Raw genomic sequence first — 13585 nt, 5'->3', positions numbered from 1 at the left:
CTCATCCTCACGCCTCCAGCTGCAGCACCGCGCGGCTGTGCTCGCGCACTGCCGCTGCCAGCGCCGGATTATCCGCCAGCTTCTGACCGAATGACGGCACCAGCTGCCGAAACCGGGCCTGCCACTCGGGCGAGGCGGCGCGCTCGGGGAAACACTTCTGCACCAGCTCCAGCATGATGGCTACGGCCGTGCTGGCCCCCGGCGAAGCGCCCAGCAGCGCGGCAATGGAGCCGTCGGCGGCGGTCACCATCTCGGTGCCGAATTCCAGCACTCCTCCTTCTTTCTTGTCTTTTTTGATGACCTGCACGCGCTGTCCAGCCACTTCGAGCTGCCAGTCGGCGGGGTTGGCTTCGGGGTAATACTCGCGCAGGGCAGCGGTGCGCTCTTGGGGCGTTTGCAGCACCTGGCCGATGAGGTATTTGGTCAGGCCCAGGTTGCGCGCCCCGGCGTAGAGCAGCGGCCGGATGTTGCCCAACTCGATGGATTTAAACAAATCGGTATACGAGCCTTTCTTCAAAAACTTGGTGCTGAAACCCGCGTAGGGCCCGAACAGCAGTTCTTTGCGGCCGTTTATCTGGCGCGTATCGAGGTGGGGCATCGACATGGGGGGCGAGCCCACGGCCGGCTTGCCGTACACTTTGGCTTCGTGCCGGGCAATCACTTCGGGGTTCTGGCACTTCAGCCACTGCCCGCTCACGGGGAAGCCGCCGAAGCCGTTGGCCTCGGGGATGCCCGACTTTTCGAGGAGCGGCAGCGAGCCCCCGCCTGCCCCGATGAACACGAATCGGCCCCGCGCCACCACCTTTTCGCCCGTGGCCAAGTTGCGCACTTTCAGCCGCCAGATGCCGTCGTTCTTGTGTTTGAAACTCTCCACTTCGTGGCCCAGGTGCAAATCCACACCCGGCAGGCCCTTCAGGTGGTCGGACAGGGCGCGGGTGAGCGCCCCGAAATTCACGTCGGTGCCCACTGCCATGCGCGTGGCGGCCACCGGCTGGGCGGGGTCGCGCCCTTCCATCACCAGCGGAATCCATTCGGCAATCTGCTTGGGGTCAGTGCTGAATTCCATGCCCTGAAACAGCGGCGAATGCAACAGCGCGGCGTGGCGCTTGCACAGGTATTCCACATTGGCCTCGCCCCATACAAAGCTCATGTGCGGGATGCTGTGGATGAAGGCCGTAGGGTCGGGCAGCTGGCCTTCTTGCACCAGCGAGGCCCAGAACTGCTTGCTGAGCTCGAATTGCTCGGCAATTTTATCGGCTTTGGAAATGTCAATCGAGCCATCGGGCCGCTCGGGTGTGTAGTTGAGCTCGCAGAAGGCCGAGTGGCCGGTGCCGGCGTTGTTCCAGGCATCGGAACTCTCGGCAGCCACCGCGTCCAGCCGCTCGTAGCCGCTGATGGTGAGGCTGGGGTCGAGGGCCTTAAGCAGCACGCCGAGTGTGGCGCTCATGATGCCCGCGCCGATGATGATGACGTCGGAAACGGGTTTGGCAGGGGAGGAGTCGGTTGAATTCATGAAAATGGGTAAGAATGCCGCAGGCAATACGATGGACAGGGAAGCAGGGCTGTTTGTTGGCGGAAAAAGGTGAGGTGAACGGAAAAACTCCCCTCCTTACCAAGGAGGGGATGTTGAGCCGCAGGCCCAACTGGGGTGGTTGTGGCGTTGAGCTGAGGTAGTAATGAAGCCTAATTGCTTCCAGCCGCCATGCGCCCATTTCGCCCCAACTTTGTGCAACGCCAAAGCAACGCCACAACCACCCCAATTTTTGCTGCGCAAAAATGTCCCCTCCTTGGTAAGGAGGGGAGTTTGCCGTTCTTACTGTCCGTTCAACCTCGCCCACCCATGCCCGACAACCTCGACCTGCCCCTGCTGCCCCTGCCCACCCGTGCCGATGCGGCCGACGCCACGGCCCCGCGCCTGCTCATCATTTACACCGGTGGCACGGTGGGCATGGCCGTGAACCGCCGCGGCGGGCTGGTGCCCATGCAGTTCGGCCGGCTCGACCGCAAGATGCCCGAGCTCACGCGCCTGCCCTTCCGGCTGGAGCTGCTGAGCCTGCCCGAACCCATCGACAGCAGCAATGTGACGCCCGCCGACTGGCTTTTTCTGGCCCAGCTCATCGGCCGGCATTATGCTGATTTTGATGGATTTGTGGTGCTGCACGGCACCGATACAATGGCCTATTCGGCGGCAGCACTGAGCTACATTCTGGAGAATCTGGGCAAGCCGGTGGTGTTTACCGGGGCGCAGGTGCCGGTGGGGGCCAACCGCTCCGATGCCCAGCGCAACCTCATCACGGCGCTGGAAATCGCGGCGGCCCGGCACCCCCGCGCCGGCACCGTGCGCGTGCCTGAGGTGTGCGTGTTTTTCAACGATGTGCTCATTAGAGGAACCCGGGCTAAGAAAGTTGAAAGCCAGCAGTTTGCCGCTTTCAAGAGCGAGAATTACCCGCCACTGGCCCGCGCCGGCATCGGCCTGGAATTCGACGATAAAAGCATTCGCCTGCTGCCCGGTGCGCGGCTCAAGGTGCACCAGCAGCTTGAAACCGGCGTGGCCGTGCTGCCGCTGTTCCCCGGCATCACGGAGGCGGTGGTATCGGCTGTGCTGAGCGTGCCGGGCCTGCGCGGCTGCGTGCTCGAAACCTACGGCTCGGGCAACGCGCCCACCGCGCCATGGTTTCTCAATTGCCTGGCCGAGGCCCGCCGGCGCGGCGTGTGGCTCCTCAACGTGAGCCAGTGCGAGGAAGGCCGCGTGGTGCAGGGTAAGTACGAAACCAGCGCCCGCTTCGCGGAAATGGGCATCGTGGGCGGCGAAGATATCACCACCGAAGCAGCCGTGACCAAGCTCATGTTCGTGCTGGGCCTGGGCGTGAGCGAAGCCCATACCCGCGAGCTGCTGGCCACCGACTTACGCGGCGAAATCACCCTGTAGCGTGGACTCTGCGAGTCCGCGCATCGAGCGGCCCACGCGCGGACTCGCAGAGTCCACGCTACATTCCGCTTGCCCGGCCAGCGTAGCCGCCCTATCTTTGCCCCATCAACCACCATCCTTGAGGGGTGTCCGAGTGGTCGAAGGAGCACGCCTGGAAAGTGTGTATGGGTCAAAAGCTCATCGTGGGTTCGAATCCCATCCCCTCAACAAGCCGTTAAAAAAGCCCTGAGAAACACTCGTCAGCAGTGTTGCCAGGGCTTTTTTTAACTGCTGTGTGCACGCATAATCGATGAAAACAGCTTAGAAGTGCACACCCATCAAAGCTGTGCCTTTGCAAAGGCCTCACCAGCTACGCCGGCTTCCGCCGTGGCCATACATACCACTGATTTCACGCCCAACGTTTAGATGGTGGTGATACGGGAACACGCCTGCGCCCACGGCCTGACGCGCCAGACCTAATGCGACGCACTGGTGGGAAAAAGAAATAGCACTGCTATATACTGGCTTACATTATTGTTAATTATTGTATTCAATTATGGTAAATATGCGCAACGATGACGGGCACAACCAGTAGCGTAAAAGTTTATTTCCAAAATCTGAATGCCATTCGCTTCATCGCGGCATTTCTGGTCGTCATTCACCATACCGAGCAGTCAAAGTTTGACATGCACATCCCCAACTACTGGAATAATGCCGTGGTGGGGATGCTTGGCAAGTTGGGCGTAGTGCTGTTTTTCGCCCTTAGCGGGTTTCTGATTTCCTACCTGCTCTTCAAGGAGCAGGAGGTTACCCACACCATTAGCATTAGGGATTTTTACATGCGCCGCATGCTGCGTATCTGGCCCCTGTATTTCCTGACCATTGGGCTGGCCTTTTTCGTTTACCCGTTCATTCCCTTTCTTACGCAGGATGCCTTTCCGCGCAGCGTGGTGTGGCATGAACTGGGAACGAAACTGGCCCTTTACCTCTTTTTTCTGCCCAACATGGCTTTTACCGTGTTTGGGATGATTCCCTACGTTTCGCAAGCGTGGTCCATCGGCGCGGAGGAGCAGTTCTACTTGGTATGGCCCGTGCTCAACAAAGCAGTGAAGAACAAATGGCTGCTCATGTTTGCCGTGATGGGATTTTACACGGTGGTGAAGCATAGCTTTGGCTATGTGCTGCCCCTCGGCCCGCTGATGAGGGTCTGCATCAGATTCTGGGATTCTACGCCCATTGATTGCATGGCCATTGGGGGCTTGTTTGCCGTCATTCTCAACGAGCAGTCGGCTTTCGCGGCCCGCTTAAGAGGTGTTTTGTTTGCCAAACCGGTGCAGTGGGCCACGCTGCTGCTGACTGTGGGGCTGATTTCGACCGGCCTGCATATTCCCTATTTTCACTACGAGGTATATGCCGTGCTGTTTGGCATTCTGATTTGCAATTTCGCCGCCAATCCGGGGCGTATTTTCTCCATGGAGAATGCCTGGACTAATTACCTGGGCAAGATTTCCTACGGCTTGTACATGTTTCACCCCGTGGTCATCGTGTTCAGCATTCGGCTGCTGCAAAAGGTTGGGTTGCTGCATGATGCCATCCTGTACCCGCTAGTGGTTGGGCTGGTCGTGCTAATGGCCACGCTGTCCTACGACTTTTTTGAAAAGCGCTTCATCAACCGCAAAGCCAAATATGCCAAGGTGATAAGTGGCAACGAGGCCAAAGAAGCTGCGGAAGCTGCCGCGGCCGCTATGCCGCCCGTAGTGTTGCTGGCCCACGATGCCACGACTGCGAAGGTTGGCTAGCAATTTCGACTCGATAAGGTTCCGGCACCGGGCTGAAGTATCATTCCGGGCCCCGTATTAGCATCAAAGAAAAAGCCCGCTTCCAATCAAGGAAGCGGGCTTTTTCTTGGCCTGGTACCGAAGCTATTTTACCACTTCGAGCCAGCCTTTCCAGGTTTGGCCGGCGGCGGTGCGCAGCTGGTAGTAGTAGATACCGGCGGCCACGTCGGGGGCGCTGCCCCAGCCCTGGGTGTAGTTGGCCTGCTCGAATACCTTACGGCCCCAGCGGGTGAAGATTTGCAGCGTCACGGGCTCGGTGCTCACGTAGGGGCGGAAATCGTCGTTCTTCTTGTCGCCGTTGGGCGTGATGACGTTGGGGAACTCGAAGGGCCGGGCCGGGGCCACCACCAGCGTCAGCGTGGCCGTTACCGGACAGCCGCTGGTGGCCACATCGGCGCTCAGGCGCACGGTGTAGGTGCCTGGGGCGGCGTAGGTGTGCGTGGGCGCGAGGCCGGTGGCCGTCTGGCCGTCGCCAAAGTCCCAGCGGCGGTTGGTGAGTAGCGAGGTGGCCGGCAGGGTGTCGTTGAAGGTGACCAGATTGCCGGCGATGGGCAGCAGCGGCGCGGCGTGCAGCCGGATAACGGGCACGCCCAGGCGGGTAACCACCACAGTGGCGCTGCCGGTGCAGCCGGTGGCCGTAGTCACGCGCACGGTGTAAGTGGTGGTGGCGGTGGGGTTAGCCGTTACGGTGCGGCCGGTAGTGGCGCTGAGGCCGGTGGCGGGGCTCCAGGTATAGGTAGCGCCAGGGCCGGCATCGGCCGTGGTCAGTGTGGCGGTGGTGCCGGGGCAGAGCGCCGCCACGGCCGGAATGGCCACGGAAAGATTGCGCACGTTCACTACCACAGTGTCGCGGCTGATGCAGCCGCCGGGCGTGGTGGCCGTCACGATGTACTGGGTGGTGGCGGTGGGCGTGGCTACCACGCTGGGGCCGCTGGTGCTGCTCAGGCCGGCGGCGGGGCTCCAGGTATAGGTGGCGGGCTGGCCGGGAGTGGCGGGCACGGTGAGCGTGGCCGACGAGCCGGGGCACACCGTCTGGTCGGGGCCGAGGGCGGCGCGGGGCAGGCCCAGCACCGTCACGGTATCGAGGCCCACCACGGCGGCCTGGCAGCTGGTCGAGTCATACGCGGTGAGGCGCACGGGGTAGCGGCCAGGCGCGGCGTAGGTCACCAGCACGTTGTTGGGCTGGGTCGAGGTCTGGCCGTTGCCGAAGTTCCAGGTGGTGCCGTTGTTGGAGGGCGTGGCGCGGGTGAAGAGCACCGTGAGCGGCGCGCAGCCCACGCGGGTATTGGCCACGCCGTTGGCGGCCGGCACGAAGCTGGCATCGAGGCGGGCAATATCCATCTTGAAGGCCGCGCTGGAGGTCTGGTTCGAGTTGGTCTGGGTGCGGGCCAGGGCGTTGGGCGTGGTGAGGATGGCCGGAGCGCGCTGCCCGCTCTGGGTCTGGCGCACGCAGATGGCTTGGTAGATGATGCCCTTCTTATCGAAACGCGAGGTGCCGCCGTCCACGTGCGTGGTGCCGGTGCCGAAGTACGTGCCGTACACTAGGCGGCGCGCGCCGGGCGAGAGCTGCATCACGTACAGGTAGCCGAAGCTGTTGTCGATGTTGTCATTGGACAAGGTGGTGCCCGTGACGCGGTAGTTGGGCGCGGTGGCCAGCAGGGCATCGGGGGTGGTGGGCAGGCCGGCCACGTTGGCCGCGCCCCAGCCCGAAAGCAGAATCTGCCCGCAGTTATCCACCAGAAACGCCGTGGGCGAGATGTTGGGCAAGGTGCCCACGCTGCCGCTGCCAATCACCGTGGAGAACAGCGTGGCGTTCAGCTGGTAGTTCAGCCGGTGAATAAACTGCCGGCTGTTGGCGTTGCGGTAGGTGCCGGCCGTCACGGGATAGGTGCCGGTGGTTTGGCCCAGCACGTACACCGAGCCCTGGCGGCCCAGCTGCACAAAGAAGGCCTGGTCGTAGCTGCTGGTGCCCAGGTAGGTGCTTTGCACCATCTGGCTGCCATTGGGGCTGATGTGGGCCACGAAGCCGTCGGCGATGCCGCCGCGGGCGGTGGCATTGAGGCCGTTGGTGGTACCCGGGAAGTTGGTGCTGGTGGTGCCGCCGGCCACAAACACGCCATCAAGGCTGTCGAGCTGAATGCTGTAGCCCGACTCATTGCCGGTGCCGCCCAGGTAGGTGCTCCACACCACCGCCGTGAGGCCGGCGTTGAGCTTGGTGACCACGGCATCCGACGCGCCACTGCGGGCGATTTGGAAGCCGCCGGTGCTGGGGTAGTTGGTCGAGCGGGTCACCGAAGTAAAGTACACGTTGCCGGTGCGGTCCAGAATCACGTCGCCGCGCAGGTCATCGCCGAAGTTCTGGTACAGGGCAATGCCGGTGTCCATGCGCCCGTCGATGCCGGTGCCGCCTACGTAGGTGGAGGCCAGCAGCTGGTTGCCGCCCGCGCTCAGGCGCGACACCACCAGGTCGGTGGGGCCGCTCAGGGCCCGGCCGAAGGCGGTGGTGGTAGTGGGGTAGTTGTTGGCGTCGGTGCTGCCCAGCAGCACCAGCTCGCCGGCCCCGTTGGTCACCAGGCTGTGCGGGTAGTCGCGGGCGGAGTTGCTGCCGGTGCCGCCCAGGTAGGTGGCATACACGAGGCTGCTGGTGCCGGTAGCGGCCCGGGGATTATACTTGCTGATGACGATGTCGGTATCGCCGCCGTTGAAGCTCACGTCGTAGGCCCCGGTGGTGGTGGGGTAGCCGGCCGTGAAGTTGATGCTGGCCGCGTAGAGGTTTCCCAGCGTATCGGGGCAGGCGGTGTAGCCCCAGTTCAGGGCCGCCGTGGCCCCGGAGTAGGTGGAGTACACCAGCACGGGGTCGATGACGAGCGGCTTGGTGTGGTCGTAGCCTTTCGGCAGGCCGAAGCTCACCGTGTGCTGCGGCCCCAGCACGTAGCGGCAGGGCACGGCCACGCGGCGGCCCTCAATCACTTGGTAAGCATAGGGCTTTTGCTCCGTAACACGGCCCACGCTGGTGCCGATTTGCAGCGCGCCATCCACCACGGCCAGCGACTCCTGCCCGTCGTAGCGGAGCTTGATGCGAGCCGCATCGGCCCCGGCAGCCAGCTCGAAATCGTACTCCATCACCGGGCCGCGCGAGTAAAAGCGCAGGTCGGTGCCGGGGTAAAGCTGCTGGTAGCGCACGTCGGTGAAGGCGGGCACGTCGGTAGCCCAGCGGCTTTCGTCGTTGCCGAGGAAGTAGTTCATATGCTCGCCGGTGGGCTGCTCGCCGCGCACGGCGGGTCGGGCATTGGCCCCCACGAAGCTCACCGAGTAGGCGTGCCCGCCGATGCGCTCGCGGGCGGCGGCGGGGCCGGCGTGGTGCTGGCGGTCCACGGCGGGGGCATCGTAGCGGGCCACCAGCAGGCGGCCGCGCTCCAGAAACATCCGTCCGGCCGGAATGTCGGCCGCAAACAGGATGGGGCTCTGCCACTGCCGCTGGTTGGGCACGAAGCGCAGCGGGTGGGCATCTGTCGGCACTGGGGCCACGGCCGGGGTGCCGGCCATCGTATCAGAAAAGGCAAACAAGGCACTGCCCAGGCAGAGCCAACGCGTAAGGGTACGACGCATGAAGAGGGGTGGAGGTGGAGGGAAAAAGAACTGCTTATGGAAAAGGAAAAGCCCTGCTGGGGGCAGGGCCTGACTTTCCGGGGGTGAAGTTCCGGTGAATTCCTGGATTTATTGTCCTGCTTAGCGATTTGATAATTCTGCTTATACCGCCACGAGGGCAATAACCGCTTTCCCCGCCCCAATCCACGATATTCCCTATTCAAACAAACGCAAGCGCCGCCCCGCCCAACGTCCAAAGCTTGGGCAGAGCGGCGCTAAAGCCGTAGCATATCGCCTCAGTGCAGCACCATGTCCTTCAGCAAAATGATGTATTCCTTACTCTCCGCGTTGTAGCGGATGACGTATTTGGTGGGGAAGAACTTGCCCGTTACCTCATACACGGCCGGCTGCTTGATGTCGCGCTCGATGCTCACGGCGGGCACCAGAATGGCCTTGGTAAACATGGGCTCGACGAAGGTGACGTGCCCGTCGTAGGTGCCGTAGATGAGGGTGTGGGTGAAGGCCGTGCCCGGCGTGTATTCCGGGCTGGTGGGGTCTACCCAGTGGCGGCCCATCATGGGGATGGTGCGGGCGGGCGCCACGTTGGGCGCCGTGATGTAGCCGGCGGGCAGCTTGTTAGAGGCCGGGAAGATGTCGCCCTTGGGGTCGTCGAGGGTGATGGCGTGCTGCGCGGCCATGGGCTGCATGTAGAAGTGGGCATCAAAATGCGGCAGGGTGTAGATGGGGGACGGGTCGTGGCCGTTGGGGTTCCAGTCGAAGGAAATGTGGTCGAATGGCATCTGGGAGGTGGCGTTGTTGGCGGGCAACGGCATGTCGTACATGATGCCGGTGGCCGGCGTGGTGGGCAGGCTAGCCAGGGCGGCTTCGTTCACGGCCACGCCAATTTCGGTGGGCTTGCCGTTGGCATCAGCTGATACAAAGCTGCGGGCCGCGCCGGTGCCAATCGTCACGGAGGTGCCGTAGGTGGTGGCGGGCTGCGTGGGCGAATCACTGTCTTTGCTGCAAGCCAGCAATAGCGGCATGCCAAGGGCCAGGAGCGCAATAGCGCGGCACCAGCCGCCCAAGGTGAGGGAGGGATATGTAGTCATAGACGGGAGGATGTGCGCAAGAGCTGCGTTGCTCTCACAGTCTAAATATAGTTATTATTGAATATTTATTCACGCTCCCCGAAAAGTCTCCTCCGGGCTGGGGACAAAGCCGGCTGGTCTGGCGCTGGCGGAGCCCCGCCGGCCTCCGGTATTCCCGCCCGGCCCAACCTGAGCCGTAAAAACCCGTTACCTTCCCCGGCGCAACCCCACACATTCCCGGCGCCCACTTATGACCCCAACTTCGACTCCCTCCGCTGCCGCCCCAGGCTTCGAGAAAGACAACAAGCGCATCACCACCGGCTGGACGTTCTACGACTGGGCCAATTCGGTGTACCCGCTGGTCATCACCAGCTCGATTTTCCCGATTTACTGGTCCAGCGTCATCAAGCAGATTACGCACTCCGACAGCGGCCAGAGCCCCGTCAGCTTCCTAGGCATGATGGTGCCCGGCTCGTCGCTGCTGAACTACGCCATCTCGGTGTCATTCCTGCTCATTGCCATCGTCAGCCCTTTCCTCACCTCGCTGGCCGATTTTTCGGGGCGCAAGAAGCTATTTCTGCAAATCTTCTGCTACATCGGGGCGGCCTCGTGCGCGGGCCTGTTCTTCTTCTCGCCGGCCACGCTCACGCTGTCCACGTTCATTTTCGTGGCGGCCACGGTGGGTTTTTCGGGCAGCATCGTGTTCTATAATTCTTATTTGCCCGAAATCAGTTCGGAGGAAAAGTTTGATTCGCTCTCGGCCAAGGGCTTTTCGATGGGCTACATAGGCTCGGTTATCCTGCTGGTGACCTGCCTGGTGATTAATCAGTTCCACGATAAAATCGGCATTGGGGCCGAGCGGGCCGCGCAGCTTTCCTTCCTGCTCACTGGCCTGTGGTGGGCCGGCTTCGCCCAGATTCCCTTCGCCACGCTGCCGCCCGACCGCGGCCGTCCCGCCGATGCCCCCGAAGCCAAAGGCGGCTGGCTGCTAAACGGTTTCCACGAGCTGGGCAAGGTGTGGGACCAGCTCAAGCAGCTGCCCAACGTGAAGAAATTCCTGCTCGCCTATTTCACCTACAACATGGGCGTGCAAACGGTGATGTACGTGGCCACCCTCTTCGGCACCGATGAATTGCACCTCGAATCGGGCGCGCTCATCCTCACCATTTTGCTGCTCCAGGTGGTGGCCATCGCGGGCGCTTACCTGTTCGCCAAGCTCTCCGAGCGCATCGGCAACACGCGGGCGCTGAGCTGGTCGGTGTTCATCTGGATGTTGATTTGCATCGCTGGCTACTTCGTGCAGGCCGGCTGGAGCTTCTACGCGCTGGCGTCCGTCATCGGCCTCACCATGGGTGCCATCCAGAGCCTGAGCCGCAGCACCTACTCCAAAATCATCCCCGAAAACACGCCCAACTCGGCCGCCTTCTTCAGCTTCTTCGACGTGACCGAGAAGCTGAGCATCGTCATCGGCACGGCTACGTTCGGCATTATCAACCAGGTCACCGGCTCGATGCGCAACAGCCTGCTGGCCCTGATTGTGTTCTTCATCCTGGGCCTTTATTTCCTGCTCCAGCTGCGCGGCAAGAAGCTGCGCGAAGATTCGCTGGGGCCGATAATTCTGCCTGGCCCACCGCCCGCCTCGGCAGCCGCTGAAATGGGTGCCCCGATGAGCCGGTAAAGTAATTGGCGGCCCGGTGCGTCTAGCAGCCGGTGCCGACCAATCAGCCCGTTCACCTTCTTTCTCTTTTTTGTTCCCAACCCAATGAGCGAAACCACCACCGCCCCCAGCCGCCTCACTCCGCAGGCCGCCCTGGCCCAGGAAGCCCAGCGCGAACTGGCCCTCACCCGTCGCCTGCTCGAACGCATCCCCACCGATAAGTTCGACTGGCAGCCCCACCCCAAAAGCATGAAGCTGGGCACGCTGGCCTCGCACATGGCCAACCTGGTGAGCTTCCTGCAAATCAGCCTGCAAGGCGCTGAAACGGACATGGCCGCCGGCCATTTTCCGCCTTCGCCCACTCACACCGACGAAGTCCTGCGCCGCTTCGACCTGAACGGCGAAACCCTGCGCCAGGCCCTGGCCGACGTCGACGACGCCACCTTCTGGGAAATGTGGAGCATGCGCCGCGGCGAGCAAACCATCATGGCCATGCCCCGCATCATGGTGGCCCGCGTGATGGTGCTCAACCACCTCATTCACCACCGGGGCCAGCTCTCGGTGTACTTGCGCCTGCTCGACATCCCCGTGCCCGCCATCTACGGCGGCTCGGCCGACGAAGCCCCGCAGCGCTAGCCATCAGGATTTTTTAACGCAGAACGGCCGGCTGAGCATCGCTCAGCCGGCCGTTCTGCGTTAGCGTTTTGCTATTTTCTGGTAAATACCGACTCCCCGCCAATCCACGTTTGCAGCACCTGTGCAGCGCGCAATTTCTCCTTCGGCGCGGTCAGCAAGTCGGTATCCAGCACCACGAAATCGGCCAGCATGCCGGGCTTAATCTGGCCCTTGCGCTTCTCCTCAAAACCGGCGTGGGCGGCCCAGGTGGTCATGCCGCGCAGGGCATCGGGCCGCGAAATGGCATTTTCCATCTGAAAACCGCCTTTAGGAAAGTTCTTGGCATCCTGCCGGGCCACGGCCGAGTGGAAGCCGAACAGCGGGTTGATGTTCTCCACCGGAAAGTCGGAGCCCAGCGCCAGCTGGCCGTATTGCTTCAGCAGCTCTTTGTAAGCGTAGGCCGTTTTCAGGCGCTCAGCACCCAGCCGCTCGCCGGCCCAGTACATATCCGACGTAGCGTGGGTAGGCTGCACCGAGGGCACTATGCCGAACTGCCCAAATTTGGGCATGTCGGCCGGGGTGACAACCTGAGCGTGCTCAATGCGCCAGCGGCGGTCCTTCTGGCGGTGCAGCGCCTCGCCGTAGATATTGAGGATGATGCGGTTGGCCGAGTCGCCGATGGCGTGGGTATTCATCTGGAATTTCGACGCGGCCAACTCTTTGGCCAGGGCGCGGAACTGCTTTTCGGTCGAAAGCAGAAAGCCGGTTTCCTTGGGCCGGTCGGCATAGGGCTTCACCAGGCAGGCCCCACGCGAGCCGAGCGCGCCGTCGGCGTACACTTTGAAGGAATTGATGGTGAGCTGGTCCGTCAGCACCGGGCCATTTTTTAGATAAAATGCCCGATTTTCCGGCGTCGGGTTCAGCATAGTGTAGAGGCGCAGCTTGAGCTTCTTTTGCTGCTGTAGGGCAGCCATCTGGTCGATGTTGGCTTTGTCGAGGCCGGCATCGGCGAGGCTGGTGAGGCCCACGGCCAGGCAGTTTTGCTGGGCTTGCAGCAGGAGTTGGGCGGCTTCGTCTGGGGCCGGGTCGGGGATTTTGCTGCTCACCAGGCGGGTAGCATTGTCCACCAAAAGGCCGGTGAGGCGGCCCTGCGCATCGCGCATAATAATGCCGCCGCTGATGGGTGTGCGGGCCGTGACACCGGCCAAATCCAGCGCCTTCTGGTTCACCAGTGCGGCGTGGCCGTCCACGCGAACCAGTAGCACGGGCACGTCGGGAAACAGCTGGTCGAGCGTGTCCTTGGTTGGAAATTGCTTGCTGGGCCAGTCGTTTTGGTCCCAGCCGCGCCCCGTGAGCCAGGCAGCCTGCGGGTATTTCTTCCGGTTCTCCTGTAGCTTCTGAATCACCTCTTTCCACGAGTTTGTTCCCACCAAATCGGCGCTCGGCAGGGCCAGCGCGTAGCGGTAGAAATGGCAGTGCGCGTCGTAAAAACCGGGATAAATGAACTTGCCGCCCGCGTCCACTTCCTGCGCCGCCTGGTACTTCGCTTTCAGCTCAGCCGCCGGCCCCACGGCCACAAATTTGCCATCCTTCACCGCAAAGGCTTCGGCCTTAGAAAAGGTCGAATCGACGGTGTAGACTGTGGCGTTGGTAACCAGCAAATCCACGGCCTCGCGCTTCGCGGAGCAGCTGCTGAGCAACGCGAGGGCCAGCAGCGGCGCGGCGAGTTTGGGGAAATGGAAACAGGAGCGGAGCGCCATACGAAGAATTTTGAGCGGAAGAATTCTGGTAAGAAAGAATAAAAAAGAACGTCATGCTGAGCGAAGTCGAAGCATCTCTACCGCAACAGTAAATGAATTACTCTCACGGTAGAGATGCTTCGACTTCGCTC

8 protein-coding genes and 1 tRNA gene are annotated in these 13585 nt (G+C 62.2%); 5 read left to right on the top strand and 4 right to left on the bottom strand.

Going from position 1 to position 13585, the window contains the following annotated elements; translation table 11 throughout:
* Positions 1 to 7: 7 nt before the first annotated feature.
* Entirely contained in the window at positions 8 to 1519 is a 1512-nt protein-coding gene (gene mqo / locus ACYU70_RS05110) for a malate dehydrogenase (quinone) (RefSeq protein ID WP_342299248.1), read from the bottom strand.
* A 321-nt stretch (positions 1520 to 1840) separates the two neighbouring features.
* On the opposite strand from mqo, the gene ACYU70_RS05105 reads away from it, so the two are divergent.
* From ACYU70_RS05105 to ACYU70_RS05095, 3 genes are all read left to right on the top strand, one after another.
* Positions 1841 to 2929 carry an asparaginase gene (locus ACYU70_RS05105; RefSeq protein ID WP_342299220.1) on the top strand — a complete coding sequence of 363 codons (1089 nt, stop codon included), beginning with the start codon at positions 1841 to 1843 and terminating at the stop codon, positions 2927 to 2929.
* Positions 2930 to 3048: 119 nt separating this feature from the next.
* A tRNA-Ser gene (locus ACYU70_RS05100) sits at positions 3049 to 3136 on the top strand.
* Between the two features lie 347 nt (positions 3137 to 3483).
* Complete coding sequence (locus ACYU70_RS05095; protein WP_342299218.1) at positions 3484 to 4707, top strand: acyltransferase family protein; 1224 nt, start codon at positions 3484 to 3486, stop codon at positions 4705 to 4707.
* 123 nt (positions 4708 to 4830) lie between these two features.
* Here the strand turns inward: ACYU70_RS05095 and ACYU70_RS05090 are convergent, their stop codons facing one another.
* Positions 4831 to 8355: a DUF7948 domain-containing protein gene (locus ACYU70_RS05090; RefSeq protein ID WP_342299216.1), complete on the bottom strand. Its 3525-nt coding sequence runs from the start codon at positions 8353 to 8355 to the stop codon at positions 4831 to 4833.
* Between the two features lie 275 nt (positions 8356 to 8630).
* Entirely contained in the window at positions 8631 to 9443 is an 813-nt protein-coding gene (locus ACYU70_RS05085; protein WP_342299214.1) for a DUF5602 domain-containing protein, read from the bottom strand.
* Between the two features lie 229 nt (positions 9444 to 9672).
* On the opposite strand from ACYU70_RS05085, the gene ACYU70_RS05080 reads away from it, so the two are divergent.
* Together ACYU70_RS05080 and ACYU70_RS05075 are read left to right on the top strand one after the other, a co-directional pair.
* A complete protein-coding gene (locus ACYU70_RS05080; RefSeq protein ID WP_342299213.1) occupies positions 9673 to 11100 on the top strand; it encodes an MFS transporter in 1428 nt (475 codons plus the stop codon).
* Positions 11101 to 11184: 84 nt separating this feature from the next.
* Positions 11185 to 11715 (top strand): DinB family protein, encoded by a 531-nt coding sequence (locus tag ACYU70_RS05075; RefSeq protein WP_342299211.1) that lies wholly within the window; start codon positions 11185 to 11187, stop codon positions 11713 to 11715.
* Positions 11716 to 11786: 71 nt separating this feature from the next.
* On the opposite strand, the gene ACYU70_RS05070 is transcribed toward ACYU70_RS05075, so the two are convergent.
* Complete coding sequence (locus ACYU70_RS05070; RefSeq protein ID WP_342299209.1) at positions 11787 to 13454, bottom strand: amidohydrolase; 1668 nt, start codon at positions 13452 to 13454, stop codon at positions 11787 to 11789.
* Positions 13455 to 13585: the final 131 nt, after the last annotated feature.

It is taken from the genome of Hymenobacter segetis (assembly GCF_054776495.1).
Note: the sequence above shows the minus strand (reverse complement) of the source record. Positions and strands in the feature narration are given on the sequence as shown.

Coding starts and splice junctions, on each gene's coding strand:
- ACYU70_RS05085 (WP_342299214.1), bottom strand. CDS start 9,443: ATGACTACATATCCCTCCCTCACCTTGGGCGGCTGGTGCCGCGCTATT.
- ACYU70_RS05105 (WP_342299220.1), top strand. CDS start 1,841: ATGCCCGACAACCTCGACCTGCCCCTGCTGCCCCTGCCCACCCGTGCC.
- ACYU70_RS05090 (WP_342299216.1), bottom strand. CDS start 8,355: ATGCGTCGTACCCTTACGCGTTGGCTCTGCCTGGGCAGTGCCTTGTTT.
- ACYU70_RS05095 (WP_342299218.1), top strand. CDS start 3,484: ATGACGGGCACAACCAGTAGCGTAAAAGTTTATTTCCAAAATCTGAAT.
- ACYU70_RS05070 (WP_342299209.1), bottom strand. CDS start 13,454: ATGGCGCTCCGCTCCTGTTTCCATTTCCCCAAACTCGCCGCGCCGCTG.
- ACYU70_RS05075 (WP_342299211.1), top strand. CDS start 11,185: ATGAGCGAAACCACCACCGCCCCCAGCCGCCTCACTCCGCAGGCCGCC.
- ACYU70_RS05080 (WP_342299213.1), top strand. CDS start 9,673: ATGACCCCAACTTCGACTCCCTCCGCTGCCGCCCCAGGCTTCGAGAAA.